At 49.5% G+C, this 18,742-nt stretch carries 20 protein-coding genes and 1 riboswitch; all 20 genes read right to left on the minus strand.

What is annotated here, in order from left to right; all coding sequences use genetic code 11:
• Positions 1–49 precede the first annotated feature (49 nt).
• Positions 50–1,456, minus strand: coding sequence for a F0F1 ATP synthase subunit beta (gene atpD / locus NO352_RS20115; RefSeq protein ID WP_163978466.1), 1,407 nt, complete (start codon positions 1,454–1,456; stop codon positions 50–52).
• Between the two features lie 35 nt (positions 1,457–1,491).
• The gene (atpG, locus tag NO352_RS20120; protein WP_040735686.1) at positions 1,492–2,352 is read right to left on the minus strand and encodes an ATP synthase F1 subunit gamma; all 861 of its coding nucleotides are present in this window, start codon (positions 2,350–2,352) and stop codon (positions 1,492–1,494) included.
• Between the two features lie 103 nt (positions 2,353–2,455).
• On the minus strand, positions 2,456–3,970 hold the full coding sequence (gene atpA, locus NO352_RS20125) for a F0F1 ATP synthase subunit alpha (RefSeq protein ID WP_005544827.1): 1,515 nt from the start codon (positions 3,968–3,970) through the stop codon (positions 2,456–2,458).
• 78 nt (positions 3,971–4,048) lie between these two features.
• A complete protein-coding gene (locus NO352_RS20130; protein ID WP_005544829.1) occupies positions 4,049–4,597 on the minus strand; it encodes a F0F1 ATP synthase subunit delta in 549 nt (182 codons plus the stop codon).
• Positions 4,594–5,079: a F0F1 ATP synthase subunit B gene (gene atpF / locus NO352_RS20135; RefSeq protein WP_005544831.1), complete on the minus strand. Its 486-nt coding sequence runs from the start codon at positions 5,077–5,079 to the stop codon at positions 4,594–4,596. Before atpF ends, NO352_RS20130 begins: the two co-directional genes overlap by 4 nt.
• A gap of 90 nt (positions 5,080–5,169) precedes the next feature.
• The gene (atpE, locus tag NO352_RS20140) at positions 5,170–5,382 is read right to left on the minus strand and encodes a F0F1 ATP synthase subunit C (RefSeq protein WP_005544835.1); all 213 of its coding nucleotides are present in this window, start codon (positions 5,380–5,382) and stop codon (positions 5,170–5,172) included.
• 100 nt (positions 5,383–5,482) lie between these two features.
• A complete protein-coding gene (gene atpB, locus NO352_RS20145; protein WP_005544837.1) occupies positions 5,483–6,268 on the minus strand; it encodes a F0F1 ATP synthase subunit A in 786 nt (261 codons plus the stop codon).
• A gap of 30 nt (positions 6,269–6,298) precedes the next feature.
• Positions 6,299–6,679, minus strand: a complete 381-nt coding sequence (locus tag NO352_RS20150; protein WP_005544840.1) for an ATP synthase subunit I — start codon at positions 6,677–6,679, stop codon at positions 6,299–6,301.
• Positions 6,672–6,905 (minus strand): AtpZ/AtpI family protein, encoded by a 234-nt coding sequence (locus NO352_RS20155; protein WP_005544842.1) that lies wholly within the window; start codon positions 6,903–6,905, stop codon positions 6,672–6,674. Before NO352_RS20155 ends, NO352_RS20150 begins: the two co-directional genes overlap by 8 nt.
• Before the next feature lie 175 nt (positions 6,906–7,080).
• A complete protein-coding gene (gene wecB, locus NO352_RS20160; protein WP_005544844.1) occupies positions 7,081–8,235 on the minus strand; it encodes a non-hydrolyzing UDP-N-acetylglucosamine 2-epimerase in 1,155 nt (384 codons plus the stop codon).
• Between the two features lie 306 nt (positions 8,236–8,541).
• Complete coding sequence (upp, locus tag NO352_RS20165; protein ID WP_021258913.1) at positions 8,542–9,171, minus strand: uracil phosphoribosyltransferase; 630 nt, start codon at positions 9,169–9,171, stop codon at positions 8,542–8,544.
• Positions 9,172–9,628: 457 nt separating this feature from the next.
• Entirely contained in the window at positions 9,629–10,879 is a 1,251-nt protein-coding gene (locus tag NO352_RS20170) for a serine hydroxymethyltransferase (protein WP_289356634.1), read from the minus strand.
• Between the two features lie 153 nt (positions 10,880–11,032).
• Complete coding sequence (locus NO352_RS20175; protein ID WP_005544849.1) at positions 11,033–11,656, minus strand: TIGR01440 family protein; 624 nt, start codon at positions 11,654–11,656, stop codon at positions 11,033–11,035.
• Positions 11,657–11,678: 22 nt separating this feature from the next.
• Complete coding sequence (gene rpiB, locus NO352_RS20180) at positions 11,679–12,137, minus strand: ribose 5-phosphate isomerase B (protein ID WP_005544851.1); 459 nt, start codon at positions 12,135–12,137, stop codon at positions 11,679–11,681.
• A gap of 184 nt (positions 12,138–12,321) precedes the next feature.
• Positions 12,322–12,402: riboswitch (ZMP/ZTP riboswitch) on the minus strand.
• Between the two features lie 122 nt (positions 12,403–12,524).
• Positions 12,525–13,103 (minus strand): low molecular weight protein arginine phosphatase, encoded by a 579-nt coding sequence (locus NO352_RS20185; RefSeq protein WP_268599085.1) that lies wholly within the window; start codon positions 13,101–13,103, stop codon positions 12,525–12,527.
• 85 nt (positions 13,104–13,188) lie between these two features.
• The gene (locus tag NO352_RS20190; RefSeq protein WP_005544858.1) at positions 13,189–13,755 is read right to left on the minus strand and encodes a manganese efflux pump MntP; all 567 of its coding nucleotides are present in this window, start codon (positions 13,753–13,755) and stop codon (positions 13,189–13,191) included.
• A gap of 201 nt (positions 13,756–13,956) precedes the next feature.
• Complete coding sequence (locus NO352_RS20195; protein WP_289356635.1) at positions 13,957–15,279, minus strand: L-threonylcarbamoyladenylate synthase; 1,323 nt, start codon at positions 15,277–15,279, stop codon at positions 13,957–13,959.
• 294 nt (positions 15,280–15,573) lie between these two features.
• Positions 15,574–16,356, minus strand: coding sequence for a stage II sporulation protein R (gene spoIIR, locus NO352_RS20200; protein ID WP_289356636.1), 783 nt, complete (start codon positions 16,354–16,356; stop codon positions 15,574–15,576).
• Between the two features lie 265 nt (positions 16,357–16,621).
• Entirely contained in the window at positions 16,622–17,572 is a 951-nt protein-coding gene (gene prmC / locus NO352_RS20205) for a peptide chain release factor N(5)-glutamine methyltransferase (RefSeq protein ID WP_268599083.1), read from the minus strand.
• On the minus strand, positions 17,569–18,642 hold the full coding sequence (prfA, locus tag NO352_RS20210) for a peptide chain release factor 1 (RefSeq protein WP_040735690.1): 1,074 nt from the start codon (positions 18,640–18,642) through the stop codon (positions 17,569–17,571). Before prfA ends, prmC begins: the two co-directional genes overlap by 4 nt.
• Positions 18,643–18,742: the final 100 nt, after the last annotated feature.

Below are 18,742 nucleotides of genomic sequence, written 5' to 3' on the forward strand. Positions count from 1 at the left end.
CGTTCTGTCCTTGCCTTAGCAACAGACAGCCCGTTTCACGTCAAGCCGCTTACAGCGTCTTTGCTTTTTCCACAGCTTCTTCGATCGTACCAACGTACAAGAAAGCTGCTTCTGGAAGGTCGTCATGCTTGCCGTCCAGAATTTCCTTGAAGCTGCGTACTGTTTCTTTAACAGGCACGTACTTACCGCTAATGCCTGTAAATTGTTCCGCAACGTGGAACGGTTGGGACAAGAAGCGTTGAATTTTGCGCGCACGCGCAACCGTCAACTTATCTTCTTCGGATAACTCGTCCATACCAAGGATTGCGATAATATCTTGAAGTTCTTTATAGCGCTGCAAGAGGCGTTTAACGCCTTGTGCGACATGATAGTGCTCTTCGCCTACAATATCTGGTGCCAAGATTCGGGATGAGGATGCAAGCGGATCAACCGCAGGGAAGATACCCATCTCGGAAATTTTACGCTCCAAGTTCGTCGTTGCATCCAAGTGTGCAAACGTCGTAGCTGGAGCCGGGTCTGTGTAGTCATCCGCAGGAACGTAGATTGCCTGGATGGATGTAACAGAACCTTTTTTCGTAGAAGTAATCCGTTCTTGCAACTGACCCATTTCTGTAGCCAATGTAGGTTGGTAACCTACCGCGGAAGGCATGCGGCCGAGCAAGGCGGATACTTCGGAACCCGCTTGTGTAAAGCGGAAAATGTTATCGATGAACAAGAGAACGTCCTTGCCTTCTTCATCACGGAAATGTTCAGCCATAGTCAGACCCGTCAAAGCAACACGCAAACGTGCTCCTGGAGGCTCGTTCATCTGACCGAAAACCATCGCCGTTTTGCTGATAACGCCGGATTCTCTCATTTCATGGTACAAGTCATTACCTTCGCGCGTACGCTCGCCGACACCCGCAAATACGGAAATACCGCCGTGCTCCTGCGCGATGTTGTTGATCAGCTCTTGGATCGTTACCGTCTTACCTACGCCGGCACCGCCGAACAGACCGATCTTACCGCCCTTCACATACGGAGCCAGCAAGTCGATAACTTTGATCCCTGTTTCGAGAATTTCCGCTTGCGTGGAAAGTTCGTCGAATTTAGGAGCTTCTTTATGAATCGGGCTAACTGTCTCTTTTACAACGTCGCCCGCATTATCAATTGCTTCTCCAAGCACGTTGAATACACGACCCAACGTCGCTTCGCCTACCGGTACTGTAATTGGAGCGCCAAGATCTGTCGCTTCCATGCCGCGAATCAAGCCGTCTGTAGAAGACATCGCAACGCAGCGAACTACGTTGTCACCCAAGTGAACCGATGCTTCCAACGTCAAGTTGATGTCAGGCGCGCCGGCAGTTGTCGACTTCTGCTCAATCTTGATCGCGTTCAAAATTTCAGGCAGTTGTCCACGTTCGAACTCAATGTCGACAACCGGACCCATTACGCTAATCACGCGTCCTTTACTCATCTCGTTCCCTCCTACTGTCAAACATGCATTTCCGATTAAGCCTGAGCGTTTGCCCCTGCTACGATTTCCGAAATTTCCTGCGTAATCGCCGCTTGGCGTGCACGGTTGTACACAAGCGTCAGCGAGCTGATCATCTTCGTTGCGTTCTTCGTCGCATTACCCATCGCGGTCATCTGCGCACCGAACTCACTTGCCTTCGCATCGAGGAGCGCACTGTAAATGAGTGTCTCTGCATACTTCGGCAACAATTGCCCGAGCACTTCTTCAGCAGAAGGCTCATATTCATACGATGTTACTGGTCCGTTAAACGCTTCATCATCAAGCGGCAAGAGTTTTTTCTCTACCGGCACCTGTGTGATTGCGTTCACGAATTCGTTATAAAACAGAATCAGTTCATCATACTTGTGCTCTTCGAAATATTTCACGGCGTTGTATGCGATAGACTTAATATCTGCAAATGTAGGCGTATCCGGCAACTCCGTAACAGCCTCCACGATATTAAATCCTCTCCTGCGGAAGTAATCACGACCCTTGCGTCCGATGACGAATAATACGATATCATCCTTCGTCAGCTTGTTTTCCTGCATCGTCACCATGACCTTACGAAGCACGTTGGCATTGTAGCCGCCCTTCAAGCCACCGTCGGACGTGATAACAAGATATCCTGTCTTCTTCACAGGACGCTTCTCTAGCATCGGGTGGGAAATCCCTTGCGTACCAGCCGCAATGCTGGAGACGACCTCCTTCAGCTTATCCGCATAAGGACGAGCTGCCTCAGCCTTCGATTGTGCGCGGCGAAGCTTCGCCGCACCAACCATCTCCATTGCCTTCGTGATCTGCTTCGTGCTCTGCACGCTCTTGATCTGGCGCTTAATCTCGAGAATTCCTTTAGCCACTTCCATCTCACCTGCCTTTAGCGCTTTGCGCAGGGCAAAGCGGACTTCTTCGAATGCGCACCGGGAGCCCTGAGGCTTCCGGGCTGCAGTCAACTTCTATCTATTACACCGACACGGCGAAGCTCTTTTTGAATTTCGTTACCGCTTCAACCAGTGCGTCTTCGTTTTCTTTTACCAGATCTTTCGTATCGCGGATCGATTGGTAGATGCTGTCTTGGTTACTTGCCAAGTAAGCATGGAATTCATTCTCGAAGCGTTGAATATCTTGCACCGGAATATCATCCAGGTGCCCCCTCGTCGCTATATACAAGCTGACAACTTGCTTCTCTACTGGAAGCGGCTGGTTGACACCTTGCTTCAGAATTTCCATCAAGCGCTCACCACGGTTCAAGCGAGCAAGCGTTGATTTATCCAAATCGGATCCGAATTGGGAGAAGGCTTGCAATTCACGATATTGTGCCAAATCGAGACGAAGTGTACCTGCTACCTTCTTCATCGCCTTGATCTGTGCGGAACCACCGACACGAGATACGGAAATACCTACGTTAATCGCTGGACGTTGACCGGAATAGAACAAGTCAGCTTCCAAGAAAATTTGACCGTCGGTAATCGAGATTACGTTAGTCGGAATATAAGCCGATACGTCAGATGCTTGAGTTTCGATAAATGGCAATGCGGTCAATGAACCGCCGCCTTTCTCGTCGCTCAGCTTCGCAGCGCGCTCCAGCAAGCGGGAGTGCAAGTAGAATACGTCACCAGGATATGCCTCACGGCCTGGAGGACGGCGAAGGAGCAAGGACAATTCGCGGTAAGCCGCGGCTTGCTTCGACAAGTCATCATAGATCACGAGCACGTGCTCGCCTTTGTACATGAAGTACTCACCCATGGAGACGCCTGCATATGGAGCCAAGAACAGAAGCGGTGCTGGCTCTGATGCCGATGCTGTTACCACGATTGTGTACTCCAATGCGCCATGACGACGAAGTGTTTCTACAACTTGTGCAACTGTAGATTGCTTTTGACCGATTGCGACGTAAATACATTTCACGCCGTTGCCTTTTTGGTTAATGATCGTATCGATTGCGATCGTTGTCTTACCTGTTTGACGGTCGCCGATGATCAGCTCGCGCTGACCGCGGCCGATTGGTACCATCGAGTCAATCGCTTTAATACCTGTTTGCATTGGCTCATGTACCGATTTACGGTCGATAACGCCTGGTGCATTGGATTCGACTGGACGGAACTCCGTCGTAGCGATTGGACCTTTGCCGTCTACTGGCTGGCCGAGTGGATTGACAACGCGGCCAAGCAGCGCTTCACCGACAGGAACCTCCATGATGCGTCCTGTGCGTTTCACTTGGTCACCTTCGCGAATGTCTTTGTAAGGTCCAAGAATTACGATACCGACGTTATTCTCCTCCAAGTTGAGGGCCATACCCATAACGCCGTTAGAGAATTCGAGCAACTCGCCGGACATACATTGCTCTAGTCCGTGTACACGGGCAATACCGTCACCAACATTAATGACCGTACCGACTTCCGCCACTTCGATTTCCGATTTATATTGTTCGATTTGACTTTTAATCAGTGTACTGATTTCATCAGGTCTGATGCTCAACTCGCTTCACCCCATTCTTCCGTGCTAAATAGTTGATGAGTGTTCAAAAACGGACTTCTTGAACATTCTCGATAAGAATTACTGCGCTTGCAATTTCAATGATCTATTTAGGCGTTCCAACTTGCCGGACAAGCTGCCGTCATACAGGTGATCCCGAATGCGGACTTGCAAGCCTCCGATTACGGATGCGTCAACAACGTTATGAACGCGAATCGTCTTGCCTAGTTTCTGACCGAATTCAGCAGCAACAGCTTCCTTCTCCGATTCATCAAGCGGATAAGCGGATGTCACTGTTGCATCCAGGATGCCGAGCGCTTCACCAGCAATGCGTACATAGCTGTCTGCTATCTCGCGCAGTGCGTCAATACGTCCACGTTCGATAAGCAGCTGAACCATGTTGAGCAAAATATCAGACACATGACCGTCCAGTACTTTGCCAAGTACAGCGGACTTCTCGGCATGACCGATATTCGGCGACGTCAGAATAAGGTACAATTCATGATTGGCTTTCACCAATTCCGCAGTTTCCTTCAACTGCTGTTCCGTTTCCGAGACCAGTTGACGCTCCTGAGCAAGTTCGAACAACGCTTTGGCATAACGCTTGGCGATTACGATGTTCTGGCTCATTGTTTGCCTCCTACCTCTTTCAGGTATTGGCCGACCAATTGCTCTTGATCTTTCTCGTCAACTTGCTTCTCCAAGATCTTCGATGCGATTGCTACGGACATGTTGCCCACTTCTTCGCGAAGAGCTGCAACTGCCTTGTTCTTCTCGCTCTCGATATCGCGAGCTGCTTCTTCCTTCAGACGAACAGCCTCGCTCTTCGCTCCGCCGATAATCTCGTCTGCTTGACGAACGCTCGTTTGTTTCGCTTGCTCGATGATGTCGTACGCATCTTTGCGCGCTGTAGCAAGAGCTTCCTTCTGTTCTTCTACGTATACTTGTGCCTGTGAACGGCTATTCGCCGCTTCATCCAATTGCTGCTGCACGAGCTCGCGGCGTTTCTCCATCACGTCGAACAATGGTCCGAACGCGTACTTTTGAAGTAAGAAATATAGGATTAAGAAAGCAAGGATCGCCCACACGAAATTTTCCCAAACAAAACTCACTACAGTCACTCCTTTCCGTTAACATGACGTGCTAACAAAACGAAGGCGCGGATGGCATCGGCCTTCCCCGCCAAACCGTTTGTCTATTCATTAAGAGAACATTGCCAAGAACGCGATAACTGTAGCTGCGAGTGGAATAACCTCGACGATACCAACACCGATAAACATTGTCGTTTGCAACATGTTACGAGCTTCTGGTTGACGTGCAATCGACTCAACTGTGCGGCTAACGATCATACCGTTACCAAGACCTGCGCCCAAAGCGCCCAAACCTACTGCAATTGCTGCTGCTAACATACCCATTAGAAAAGTCCTCCTCAAAATTCATGTATTTATTGAATTGCTTTGTTTATATGTCTCACCCGAAGTTGCCCATAATCAGTATGGGACTCGGCAGAGTTTGTTAATGTTCTTCATGTACAGATGCCTGCGCGATGTATACCATTGTCAACATCGTAAAGATGAAGGCTTGGAGCGCGCCGATAAATATACTGAAGCCTTGCCATGCCGCGAGGAACGGTAGACCGAATACCCCTGCTCCAATGAGTGTGGATATCAGTACCTCACCCGCGAAAATGTTCGCGTACAACCGGATACCAAGCGCAATTGGCTTCGCCAAGTTCTCCACGATGTTCAGTGGAAGAAAGATTGGGAATGGCTCAACGTAGTGCTTCAAGTAGTGCTTCCGATTGTTCTTGAGGCCTAGGAAGTTCACGATAACGAAGACCATGAACGCCAGACCGAATGTTACGGATACGTCAGCCGTTGGCGACTTATACCACAACAAATGGACGTGTTCAGGTTTACCCTTAGCTGCAAGTTCGTCAAATGCCGCCTGACTAGTTGCTACAATCTCGTGACCGAAGATAGACACCGGATGATGCGCTTCGGTAATGATTGCGAATGGCAAACCTAGTACGTTGGATACGAAAATAAACAAGATAAGCGTCATCCCTAATGAGATGAATGCCTTGCCCTTCTTCAGCGGCATCGCACTACCGATAATGCCTTGTACGAACTCCACAACCCACTCCAAGAAATTCTGCATCTTGGAAGGCTTTTCAACCGAAAGATTGCGAACAGCGAGCCGGGCAATAATAAAGGTAATGATTCCGCTAAGGAGTAGCGTGAAGATGATGGACAAATCCAAGTGCAGTCCCATAACCTCGATAATCGGTGCTGAGTGCATAAATGTGTTCACCCCTTTCCAATAGACTGCTTACGCTTTCTTTCTGCTTGCCCAAATTATACTTACGAAAATCGACAATAACTGAGTAATAAAAAATCCGACAATTGTCGCCACAAGGGATATGTGCTGTTCGAACTTAATGGCGAACATGACTGCCAAGAGTACAATGCACATACGAGTTACAAATCCAAAGCTGTACCGTCTCTTCTCCTGGCTAGCAGCCATCTCTGCAATCTGTCTAACTTTGATAGACAAATAGTGAGCATAGACAAGCCCTGCCGTTGTTCCTAATATCAATCCGGCAGTGTATGGCCGATATTCCGGCGCTGCTGCCCAACCAAGTAGGAACGCCGACAGCAAGAGGAACGTCACTCTCGTAACGGCACGAACCATGGAAGTCATATCATTCATTTTGTTCCCCCATGAACTTCTTTACTAAGTAGATGATGTTGACGATGCCAAGGCACAGCCCGACAATACTTCCGACTCCCATCCAGAGCTTGGACCCATCCAAAGCATTGGCAATCCACTTCCCCGCGTAAAAGCCTAAGAGTATATACAAGGCAAGCAAGACACCCGCTCCACTGATGGAGAGGGCAACCAGCCATAGGCGATCGTTACGATTCGACATTTTCATAGCCTATAATTCCCATTCATTTTACTTAAATTTACGAGTCTTTGTCAATTGATAAAAACCGCGTAACAACAAGGATGAAAACGATACACATTCGCTTTCAAAGCTCCGAAAATCCGCGTAAACCGTACAGTATCACTGTATGCTGGTGCCTTCCCTCATAGAAGAGTGCCATCTATCAATTTGTGAACTTTGTGTGAAAAGGTTCAGGACGTTCTTCCAGAACTCCAAAACTGTGAAGAATCGCACTGACGATCCGCTGCGACGCTTTGCCATCGCCGTATGGATTTGCAGCCTTGCTCATCCGTGCATACGTCGTTTCATCCGACAGGAGCGCCTTCGCTCGCGCATATACTTTCTCCTCATCCGTGCCGACCAATTCCAGCGTGCCTGCGTCGATTCCTTCCGGTCGTTCGGTAGTTTCGCGGAGGACGAGCACAGGTATGCCAAATGACGGCGCTTCCTCCTGAAGACCGCCTGAATCGGTAAGGATGAGGTGCGTGTGTGGATAGAAATTGTGAAGGTCTACCACGTCAAGCGGGTCAATCAGCTTAATGCGCGGATGATCTCCCAGCATCTCATGAGCCGGTTCACGTACAGCCGGACTTGGATGAACCGGATATACGATCGCAATATCTTCGAATTCGTCCGCAATGCGGCGAACGGCACGGAAAATGTTACGGTGCGGCTCTCCCTGTGATTCGCGGCGATGTGCAGTCATCAATACAAGCCGCTTGCCTTGCGCCCAATCGAGCACCTCATGCTTGTAATCGGATCGTACTGTATATTGAAACACATCTGTAACCGTGTTGCCTGTGACAAATATCGATGCATCTTGCTTATTTTCTTTACGCAAATTGCTAGCCGACCAATCGGTAGGCGCAAAGTGCAAATCAGCCAAAACGCCTGTCAATTGACGGTTCATTTCTTCTGGAAACGGAGAAAGCTTGTTCCATGTACGAAGTCCCGCCTCCACGTGCCCTACCTTAATCTGCTGCATGAATGCCGCGTAGCTGGCAAGGAACGTCGTCAATGTGTCACCATGTACAAGTACAATATCTGGCTTCGCTTCTTGCAAAACAGGCTCCAGTCCCTGAAGGACACGCACAGAAATATCATTTAGCGTCTGGCGAGCCTGCATAATATCCAGATCATAATCTGGTTTAATATTGAACACATCGAGCACCTGGTCCAACATCTGACGATGTTGGGCCGTGACGCATACGATGGATTCGATGTGTTCCGGATGCTTCTGTAATTCCAAAATGAGCGGCGCCATCTTGATTGCTTCTGGACGTACACCGAACACCGTCATTACTTTCACTTTGGACATAGTCTTATCCTCCGTCTTTCTTCTTGCATAATAGTCAATACATTGTTTGCTCTAAAATCATTTTTTTGACTTCAAAAAGATACTTTTCAGCACCGAGAAGGTTGCAAGAACTCGAAGCCGAGCTTCCGAAGCGAGTTTTGCCGAGCAAAACTTGTAAGGAGCAGCAGAGTGCAGACAAAGACTACATGAGCAGCTAAAATGTTCCCGCAGGAAACATACTTCGTAAGCATAAGCTCTTCGAGAGTGAATGCAAGATTCGATGCCGAATTGCCTCTTGAATTCCTTCGTGATCAAAAGCGAATTCTTCTACTTCGTGCCGAACAAACGGTCGCCGGCATCGCCCAATCCTGGAACAATATAGCCGTGATCGTCCAGACGCTCGTCCAATGCTGCCAGATAAATGTCGATGTCAGGATGTGCTTCCTGAACGGCCTTCACACCTTCCGGCGCTGCAATCAAGCACATCAATTTAATTTGCGAGCAGCTGCGCTTCTTCAATACATCGATAGCCGCAATCGCGGAACCGCCTGTAGCAAGCATTGGATCAATGACAATCAGTTGACGTTCTGTTACATCGGTAGGAAGCTTCGTATAGTATTCAACGGGTTGAAGTGTCTCAGGATCACGGAACAGCCCTACGTGCCCAATTTTCGCACCTGGAATCAGCTTAACAACGCCTTCTACCATTCCAAGCCCTGCACGCAGTATTGGAATCAAGCCCAGCATGCGTCCAGCGATCATTTTGCTCTCTGTTTCTGCAACAGGCGTTTCCACTGTCACTGTTTGCAAAGGCAATTCACGAGTAATCTCGTACGCCATCAAGGTTGCTACTTCGTCCACGAGCTCGCGGAAGTCTTTCGTTGTTGTCTTCTTGTCTCGAATCAATGTCAATTTGTGTTGAATCAAAGGATGATCGCAAATGACCAATTTACCCATATTTCGTGTCCCTCCGCCTTTTACTCTCTCGTTGCTGTCGATCTCATACGTGATGAATTGAACTGATATTCCTGCTTTCAACAGCCGTGTCGCTCTAGCATCTCCGGCTTCATCAACGCTAAACAGGCTTTATTATAACATTCCGCGCTTATCCCTGCACGTATTGCGGGCACTTTTGAGGTATTTTTCACATTTCCGACGAACTCGGCACAAAAGAGCACACTGTACTATTTCTAAGCATGTTGGGGTCTGCTTATACATGTTCATCCCGCCGAACATTGGAAATTGTCGATTATCCGCCCTGAAGTTCCTCGATCCATGGCCCGAATAATGTATCGTAAGCGCCTGAGCTTCTCCCCCATTCTACACCTACAAAAAAAGAGCAGGTCATCTACAACGAGAGATTACCTGCTCCGTCCTTCTTATGATCAAAGAAAAGGCCCATTAACCACGAGTCTTAGTATTTCAAAGTTGAGTACAGCGGGAATTGAGCTGTCAAATCGCTGACCATTCCACGCGCCTTGCTCAATACAGCTTCATCTTGAGGCTGCTTCAATGTCATGGCAATGACTTGGCCGATGACACGCATTGCTGCTTCATCCATGCCTCTGGACGTTGCGGCTGGTGTTCCGATACGAATGCCGCTTGTAATGAACGGGCTAGTCGGGTCGAATGGTATTGCATTCTTGTTGACGGTAATGCCTACAGAATCCAGCACCTTCTCCGCATCCTTGCCTGTGATATTGATATTGCGCGTATCAATCAGCATCAGATGGTTGTCTGTACCGCCAGATACAATCGTCAAACCTTCTTCAACCAACGTAGATGCCAATACCTGTGCGTTCTTGATCACTTGCTCTGCATACTGCTTAAAGGACGGCTGCAATGCTTCGCCAAGGGCAACAGCCTTGGAGGCAATAACGTGCATGAGAGGGCCGCCTTGCGTACCTGGGAATACAGCCTTATCGATCGCTTGAGCCCAGGCTTGACGGCACATGATCATACCACCACGCGGACCGCGCAATGTTTTGTGCGTTGTCGTCGTAACGAAATGGGCATGAGGCACTGGACTTGGATGAAGTCCTGCTGCAACCAAACCAGCAATATGCGCCATATCTACCATGAACAGAGCGCCTACATCGTTAGCGATTTGGCCAAGTGCTTCAAAATCAATGATGCGTGGATAAGCGCTCGCGCCAGCCACGATCATCTTTGGACGATGCTTGAAAGCAGCTTTGCGTACTTTATCATAATCGATGCGGAAAGTGTCTTCTTCTACACCGTATGCCACGAAGTTGTACAACAAGCCTGATGCGTTCACGGGGCTTCCATGAGTTAAATGTCCGCCATGCGCCAAGTCCATGCCAAGCACAGTGTCCCCAGGCTTCAACGCTGCCAAATACACAGCCATGTTCGCCTGCGCACCAGAGTGAGGCTGTACGTTGACGTGTTCAGCACCAAACAGCTCCTTCGCACGATTGCGCGCGATGTCTTCCAAAATATCGACATGCTCACAGCCGCCATAGTAACGTTTGCCTGGATAGCCTTCCGCATATTTGTTCGTCAGAACCGTTCCCATCGCTTCCATAACCGCCTCACTGACGATATTTTCAGAAGCAATCAGTTCGATATTGTTGCGCTGACGCTGCAACTCCAAGTCCATTGCCATCAACACTTCAGGATCTGCTTGTCGTAAATGATCTACCATTGGCATAGCCCTCCCACATTTTAATTCCCTTATTGCAATGTATGACAAACGCATCTGCGTTAAGGTTCAATCGTAACCGTGATTCAACATAAAGCGACGAGTTCCCCAATTCGCCGCCACACCTAGCAAGCAAGCTACTAAGCAGTTCTGCGACTATTCACAAGAAGACAATCCTTCTTCTGCTGGAAGCTGGTATACAGCACGTTCGCCGCCTATAAGCTTCGGCCGCGTCTTCGCCATATTGACTCGGGCCTTGCCGATATAACGAACCTCTGTCCGCAAGGGTACAGCCACTCGTCTCAAATGCATGCCGATCAAGGTCTCGCCGATATCGATGCCGGCATGAGCCTCTAGTTCCTCTGCCAAACATGCATCCGGCAAATGACGGTAAGCATACGCCGCCATTGAGCCCCCCGCTTTCCGCACAGGCACCGCAGACACTTCCAGCAACCCGAATCTCTCCAGCGTACGACGCTCAACAACAAGCGCACGGTTCAAATGTTCACAGCATTGAATAGCAACCTCGAGGCCATAGCTTGATCGGAGTACACTGAGTCCGGCAAATATCGCCTGAGCGGTATCCGACGCACCAGATGTCCCAATGCGCGCGCCTGCTACCTCACTCGTACTGCAGCCAATCACGACGATCTGACCTGGCTTCAGCCCTGCCTCCCGAACGAGAGCATGTGCAGCAGCTTCCGCTTGCTCGCGAACCTGCTCCATTTTCAAGAATGACGTTGCCGGGCCTTGATGTTCGTTCTTCTCGATCTCAATCATACTGCCCATTCACCTCCACCCATTACGCTTGCGGGTGATATTTATGTTCTACGTCTGCAACTTTGCGAAGACGTCCAATATGGCGTTCCCCTTGACTGAATTCCGTACCCAGCCATACGCGTACAATCTCTTCAGCCAATCCGGGCCCAATAACGCGCTCACCCATAGCAAGCACATTCGTATCATTATGCTCTCTTGTTGCCTTGGCTGAGAATAAATCATGAACAAGCGCGCAGCGGACGCCTGGAACCTTATTTGCTGCGATGGACATGCCAATTCCAGTACCGCATATGAGCACGCCGCGATCTGCCTCGCCTGAAGCAACCATTTCCGCAACCGGTACCGCATAATCCGGATAATCTACTGATGTTGTGCAATCGCACCCTACATCAACGACTTCATGACCCAGTTCCTTTATGACTCGAACAATTCCTTCCTTCAGTCGTACGCCAGCATGGTCTGCACCAATGGCAATTTTCATCGTCGTACCCTCCATCCGTTGTCTACAAATGTAACTTCCGTCCATGTTACCATGCTCGGTATGCTACAGGTTTATTATAACGAATTTCCCGCAGCTTGGACGAGCCATTTGCACGCTGCCTCCAGTGTAACATGTCTCCATCATTGAAAAAAAGAGCATAGCACGGCTGTTCTTCCGCACACTGCTCTTCTGCCCAGGCGACCGGCCGTATTCTCCGATGCTCCACCGTGGTTCCCCACTTCCGTCGCCAGTTACATCGGATCTGCTATATCTAGTTCGATCATAATGGATGTCACAACCGATTGCAACCGTTATTTTCCTGCAGCATCCGTTCCTTGTCTATCTGCTATGCATACCTTCATCCTTGCCTGACCTTCTATCTGCACATCATTGTAGCTTGTCCAGCAATCTTGCAAGGGCAGCTTGAATTTCTGCCGCTGTTATTCGGTACTGCTCCAAAGAACCGCCATAAGGATCGGCTACATCCATAGTCGGCACACGGCTCTGCAGCTCAGCAAGCTGCACAAGCTCCTCCTCGGTAGGAGCTTGTCCCATAGCAAGCTTTAACTGGATATCCGCGGCCAAGGATTGAAGCTGTTGATATTGTTCCTGATCTTGTTCCGGATCACTCACATACTCCTTCAAAGCGAATGTCTTGTTGTGCGCACTTGGGAACTGCTGAAGGACATGGCGCTTATGGCTCGTCGTCAATGTCAATATTAAATCTGCCCACTGCACGCGTTTTTCGTCCAATACAGCGGAACGGAACTCATGGTGATTGCCAATATCCTGTTCCTCCAGCACAGCAGCAGCGTGCTGTGACATTGGCGTACCGTCCCATGCGGCAACACCCGCTGACTGAACATGCATTTCCAAGCCTCGTTCCTCCGCCATATGCTTCAGCATCGCTTCTGCAATGGGACTCCGGCATGTGTTGCCTGTACATACAAATAAAATGCGTATCACCCAACACCCCTCCCTTTAAGACCTATCTATAGGGTCGTGCATCTCCATCATTCTCATTCCTGCCTCTTGCTATATTTTCTACCCGCTAAAAGGGAAGCAAAAACAGAATGCCAAATGTCAACAGAACTGCTCCGCCTGCAGCCTCCCCATACTCACCAAATTGTTTCCCAGCATGGTGGCCCAGCAGCAGACCTATAATGGACATCGCCCCACCGAATAAACCGAAGGCTACTATCGTCATGAACAAATCAGATCCGAACATACCTAACGAAATGCCAACAGAGAAGGAATCTACACTAACACTAAGTGCAAACAGCAGCATTCCCCATACTGTCGATGTATTTATCATTTGTGAGGATTCGCCTTTCAGCGAGCTATAAATCATGTGTCCGCCCAGCATAATCAGGAGACCTCCCGCCGCCCAAGTCGTCACTTCACCAAGCAGCATGCTCATATACATGCCTGTAGCGACACCAGCCAGCGGCATTAATACATGGAACAATGCGATAACCCCGCTAATGCGAACCGCATCTCTCCGGCGAACCCCTCTCATACCAATGCCTAGACATAGTGAAAAGGCATCTGAGCCTAAAGCTGCCGCCATCAAAAAAATAGTGATCCATTGGCCGATTGGCGCTGCCGTATCCCACATCGCCCCCACTCCTCGTCCCATAGCGTCTGTTCCAGCGTATGCGGACAAGGAGAGATTCATGCCTAGCAGCTAGTTGTACGAAATCGCTTATAGCCTGCTGCACAATCAAGCTTCATTACCAAACATTATGGAAATATCAAGCAAGAGAAACCTTGTTCCTCCTAACCTGCAATTCAGACATCAGAAATACTAGGCATACACCTATTCACACCACATGACCCGATGACCCGCCGCCTTCATCATGCGGTTCATCACTGCAAGACCGATACCTTCTGTGCTGCAAGCTTCTGCCAGCATATAAGTCGCACCTGCTTCATCGAAATGCCGCAGCGCGTCATACAACAGAGAAGCTGCCTCTTCCAAGGCATGAACACTGCCGATCGATGCGACAACATCAGCCCGATACTGCGCCGCATGCTCCTTGAAGGCGAGCACCCCCGTCGTCTCTCCACGCTGCTTTGCTTCATCAAGCTTGCGTTGAATACAGTCGATAACCCGCTCCTCAGAAGTACCCTGCACAATTTGCAGCTGCCCTTTGGGCGCGTAATGAGTATATTTCATACCAGGTGAACGCGGTGCATTCATTTGATCAGCATTCGCCTGAGGTTTATGCTTCGCTGTATCTTGAGAAACAAGCGTCTTATCATGACTCAAATCTGCTCTAGCTTTGGCAGAACTCGTATTCTGATTCAACAAAGACGTTCTCCGCGACTCTTCATCTGCTTGAGCAGATGCTGGGGATTGCGGAACCTTCGACTTGATCATTCCTCCGTTAGGATCGACAGCTGGATCAATGGTTACTTCTGACGCAACCTCCTGCAGCATCGCCGTTGTAATCCCACCTGGACGGAGTACATGTACACGGCTGCCGATTAATTCAACCACGGTCGACTCTACTCCTACACCTGTAGCCCCGCCATCGACAATTGCGTCGATACGTCCATCCAAATCCTCGTGCACATGCTCTGCTCGAGTCGGACTTGGGCGTCCTGAGCGATTGGCGCTTGGAGCAGCCACCGGGCATCCAGAAGCCCGAATAAGGGCCAATGCCGTATCATGGCCGGGCATCCGTACACCTACCGTATCCAGTCCCGCAGTCACACGGGGTGATACTGCTCCAGGCCGTACAGGCAGCACAATCGTAAGTGGCCCCGGCCAAAATTGATCCATAAGGCGCGCTGCGGTATCACTGTATGGCAGAACCAGTTCCTCAAGCTGTGACAGGTCTGCAATATGAACGATTAACGGATTGTCAGACGGACGCCCCTTTGCAGTAAATATACATTCTACAGCCTTCGTATCGCGGGCATCTGCCCCTAGCCCATATACCGTTTCCGTCGGAAAGGCAACAGTACCTCCAGCAGCTAGTATGGCCGCACCATCTGTTATTCCTTCTTGCTGTTCGAGCGGCATATCATCTGATATCAACCACCACTTCGTATGCAGTTGATGAGCGCAACCTTTTTCCGAGGTAGCTGCTCTTCGATTCTTTTCCCGTTCATGTCGAATATTCATCGCGTACATTCCTTACCTCATATAAAGTAAAGCATCACTCTCCCTCTCCCATCTTGCTCGATATGGCCGACGGGGAGCAACGCAAGAAAGATGCCAAAGGAGCTTCGGCATCTTCGTAATTTAAGATTTCACACGTATTCAAGCGTATTCGCATCTATTCGATCTTTTCTATTTTCCACATAGAACTGTATTCATTATTCTTTAGTTGTACCATAATGGCGCCGACACGTCCAGAAGAGCGGCATCCAAAAGACCGTCCGTATTTCTCCCCACTTCTCTAATCGCTTGTCAAACAACCATTTATCATCCGAAAATTGCGCCGAATATGGAGCCTATGAAATGAAATAATGACTCCAGTGCTTCCCATAGAAAGAATTTAACTTCTGTCCCGCCCGTTTCACCAGTGGATTGAGATTGTGCGCCTGTGGAATTCTTAGCATCAACCGTAACCGATTCCCCAACCGAAGATGATGAAGACTTGTCTTTCTCTCCACCCTTGGTTGAGGCAGTCTCATCAGAGTTCCTTTTATTCACTTGGGCCTGAGCTGTATTTCCATCAACGAAGCAAAGCGGCGGGAACAAAACACACCACCAATTTTGTCCGCTTCCCTCTCCAAGAGTAACGAGCAGTGCTTCATACAGGCCAGCAGGATATACCTCGCCACCATACCACTTTGCCGGGAATGATACTTCACCAAGCTTCACCTTGGCTCCGTATGCCAGCCCTTCTTCGCCCAGCACTCGTTCTGCCGTCTGCTTCAGATCATCGATATGGGCAGCAATGAGCTTGCGGGCTTCCTCACGAGTAGATGGCTTTTCCTCCGTCTTCAGCCAGCCATTCATTTGCTCCACGATCCGATCACGAACTGTGCGCTTCACGCGTTGATCATTGTCCGAATCCGAGTTCGCCAATATACGCAGCCGAATCGCATCCTCGGGGATATGATCCTGTTTCTCTATCATTTGCTTTTGAATTGTTTCATTTCCACCATCAACAGCCGCCGCACGGCCATTATCCCAACGCATCAAAGCTCCCGTTGCCAATACAGCAATCGCGAGACCGAGTACGAACACGCGTACATTCATGTTCATCCTGCTCCTTGTGAGGTTGGGCGCGCCTCTTGTCTATCAGTATGTCCGTGAGCAGGATCCTTAAACCTAGCAAAGATACATTTTTTGATAGATATATAGATTTGTTCCGTTCTTCCCTCCGAAAATAAAAAAAGGCCGCCCTATCACAGACAGATTCTCTCTGCAAGATAGAACAGCTCTAACGGATTTTCTCTTCTTGAGGGTACAATCCAAATTGCTAACCAGATCTATGGCTGACTACGCATGCATCCCCCACTCACTACTCCATAGTCCGAATTCCAATTACATGACGCTCGATGCCAGCCAGATCAGGTACAATGATCAGCTTCTCATTATAACCTGCATGTGCAAGCAGGGCAGCTACATCTCTCGCTTGTCCTTGGCCTACCTCGAACCCAATTAGACGAGGCGCCTTGCTAAGCGTAGTCAGCATTCCAACAAGACGACGATACGGGTCAAGTCCATCCGCACCGCCATCAAGCGCCGTATGCGGCTCATAGTCACGAACCTCACGCATAAGTCCCGCAATATCATCCGCTGGAATGTAAGGCGGATTGGACACTAGGATGTCCATTTCGCATCCAGCGAACGGATTCAACAAATCCCCTTGATGCCACAACATGCGCTCCGCAACACCTAACCGCTCTGCGTTGCTCTTCGCAACCGCAAGCGCCGCTGGCGAGATATCCCCTGCACTTACGCGCCAATGAGGCCGTTCATGTGCAAGTGCACAGGCAATTGCGCCGCTGCCTGTGCCGATATCCACAACACGAAGCTGTGCTTCTAACGGCCACAGTCGATCAGCCTCAGCAAGCACAGCTTCAACGAGAAGCTCAGTCTCTGGACGTGGGATAAGCACATCCGATGTCACTTCAAACGACAGCCCATAGAAATAGGCCTCCCCCATAATATATTGGGTCGGCTCGCCCGTTGACCGACGCGATATTGCCTCTTCGAATACAGAAACTGCGTCTTCAGGCAGCTGTTCCGTTAGTGCAACCAAATAAGCCGTGCGCTCCATGCCCAGTACATGACGAAGCAGAAGCTCGGCATGATGACCAGCATCATCGACCCCATTTTCCGCTAAAAAAGAAGAAGCCTGCACCCAGGCTTCTCTTATCGTTGCCGGCCATGCGAGGCGATATGAAGCGTTGTTCGCCGCATTGTTCAGCTGAACACGCTCCCCATTTCGTTCGCAAGACTCACTCATGCTTGATTCTCCCTCTCCAGCAGCTCCGCTTGTTCTGTCAGCGTAAGCGCTTGGATAAGCTCTTCCACATCACCGTTCATAATTTGATCGAGCTTATGAAGAGTTAAGCCGATGCGGTGATCCGTTACACGGCTTTGCGGATAGTTATACGTCCGAATCCGTTCACTGCGATCTCCTGTCCCTACCTTGCTCTTACGCTCGCCAGCATACTTGGCTTCTTCCTCTTGACGCTTAATTTCATAGATGCGGGCACGCAACACCTGCAATGCCTTCGCCTTATTATCGTTCTGAGACTTGCCATCCTGACACGTAGCCATGATTCCCGTCGGAATATGCGTTACACGCACTGCCGACTTCGTCGTGTTGACGGACTGACCGCCAGCACCAGAGGAACAGAAAGTATCGACACGAATATCTTTATCGAAAATTTCAACTTCCACTTCATCTACCTCTGGCATTACAGCTACCGTAGAAGTAGAAGTATGAATACGTCCGCCAGACTCGGTTGCCGGAATACGCTGAACACGATGGGCGCCGCTCTCATACTTCAGCTTGCTATAAGCTCCCTTACCGGATACGGAGAAGATAACCTCCTTGAATCCGCCCAAGTCGCTAATATTGGCTTCCATCAGCTCTGTGCGCCAGCCCTGCGAATCCGCATAGCGCGTGTACATGCGGTACAAATCAGAAGCGAAGAGCGCTGCTTCATCACCGCCTGCCGCCCCGCGAATTTCCACGATAACGTTCTTGTCGTCATTCGGATCCTTCGGCAGCAGCAAAATGCGAATTCGCTCCTCAAGCTCTGTTTGACGCGCGCTTAGCTCCTCGATTTCCATCTTCACCATTTCGCGCATTTCATCGTCAAGTTTCTCTTGCATCATCGTTTTCGCAGCATCAAGCTCGCTAAGGACATTTTTATATTCCATAAATGCTTCATAAGCTGGCTGTAGATCGGATTGCTCCTTCGAATATTCGCGAAGCTTCTTCGGGTCATTCGCCACATCCGGGTCACACAGCAGCTCACTCAGCTTCTCATAACGATCCGCAAGGGATTGCAGTCTATCCAACATCATACACGCTCACCTCTCTTCTCTGATTCAATACTACCACGTATATTCACGTATATTCATGAACCTTGATTTGCGCAATCGCAGTTCGTGCTTTCTCGTA

Origin of the sequence: Paenibacillus sp. S-12 (assembly GCF_030363895.1) — a bacterium.
Classification (GTDB): Bacteria; Bacillota; Bacilli; order Paenibacillales; family Paenibacillaceae; genus Paenibacillus_B; species Paenibacillus_B alvei.

What these genes read in the sequence shown, in the direction of transcription:
- NO352_RS20175 (WP_005544849.1), bottom strand. Translation starts at nt 11,656, where the DNA reads ATGATTGAGATCGAGAAGAACGAACATCAAGGCCCGGCAACGTCATTC.
- rpiB (WP_005544851.1), bottom strand. Translation starts at nt 12,137, where the DNA reads ATGAAAATTGCCATTGGTGCAGACCATGCTGGCGTACGACTGAAGGAA.
- atpE (WP_005544835.1), bottom strand. Translation starts at nt 5,382, where the DNA reads ATGGGTATGTTAGCAGCAGCAATTGCAGTAGGTTTGGGCGCTTTGGGC.
- NO352_RS20150 (WP_005544840.1), bottom strand. Translation starts at nt 6,679, where the DNA reads ATGAATGATATGACTTCCATGGTTCGTGCCGTTACGAGAGTGACGTTC.
- wecB (WP_005544844.1), bottom strand. Translation starts at nt 8,235, where the DNA reads ATGTCCAAAGTGAAAGTAATGACGGTGTTCGGTGTACGTCCAGAAGCA.
- prmC (WP_268599083.1), bottom strand. Translation starts at nt 17,572, where the DNA reads ATGAGTGAGTCTTGCGAACGAAATGGGGAGCGTGTTCAGCTGAACAAT.
- NO352_RS20190 (WP_005544858.1), bottom strand. Translation starts at nt 13,755, where the DNA reads ATGTGGGATACGGCAGCGCCAATCGGCCAATGGATCACTATTTTTTTG.
- NO352_RS20130 (WP_005544829.1), bottom strand. Translation starts at nt 4,597, where the DNA reads ATGAGCCAGAACATCGTAATCGCCAAGCGTTATGCCAAAGCGTTGTTC.
- NO352_RS20155 (WP_005544842.1), bottom strand. Translation starts at nt 6,905, where the DNA reads ATGAAAATGTCGAATCGTAACGATCGCCTATGGCTGGTTGCCCTCTCC.
- upp (WP_021258913.1), bottom strand. Translation starts at nt 9,171, where the DNA reads ATGGGTAAATTGGTCATTTGCGATCATCCTTTGATTCAACACAAATTG.
- NO352_RS20195 (WP_289356635.1), bottom strand. Translation starts at nt 15,279, where the DNA reads ATGTACGCGATGAATATTCGACATGAACGGGAAAAGAATCGAAGAGCA.
- NO352_RS20170 (WP_289356634.1), bottom strand. Translation starts at nt 10,879, where the DNA reads ATGGTAGATCATTTACGACAAGCAGATCCTGAAGTGTTGATGGCAATG.
- spoIIR (WP_289356636.1), bottom strand. Translation starts at nt 16,356, where the DNA reads ATGAATGTACGCGTGTTCGTACTCGGTCTCGCGATTGCTGTATTGGCA.
- atpB (WP_005544837.1), bottom strand. Translation starts at nt 6,268, where the DNA reads ATGCACTCAGCACCGATTATCGAGGTTATGGGACTGCACTTGGATTTG.
- atpD (WP_163978466.1), bottom strand. Translation starts at nt 1,456, where the DNA reads ATGAGTAAAGGACGCGTGATTAGCGTAATGGGTCCGGTTGTCGACATT.
- prfA (WP_040735690.1), bottom strand. Translation starts at nt 18,642, where the DNA reads ATGTTGGATAGACTGCAATCCCTTGCGGATCGTTATGAGAAGCTGAGT.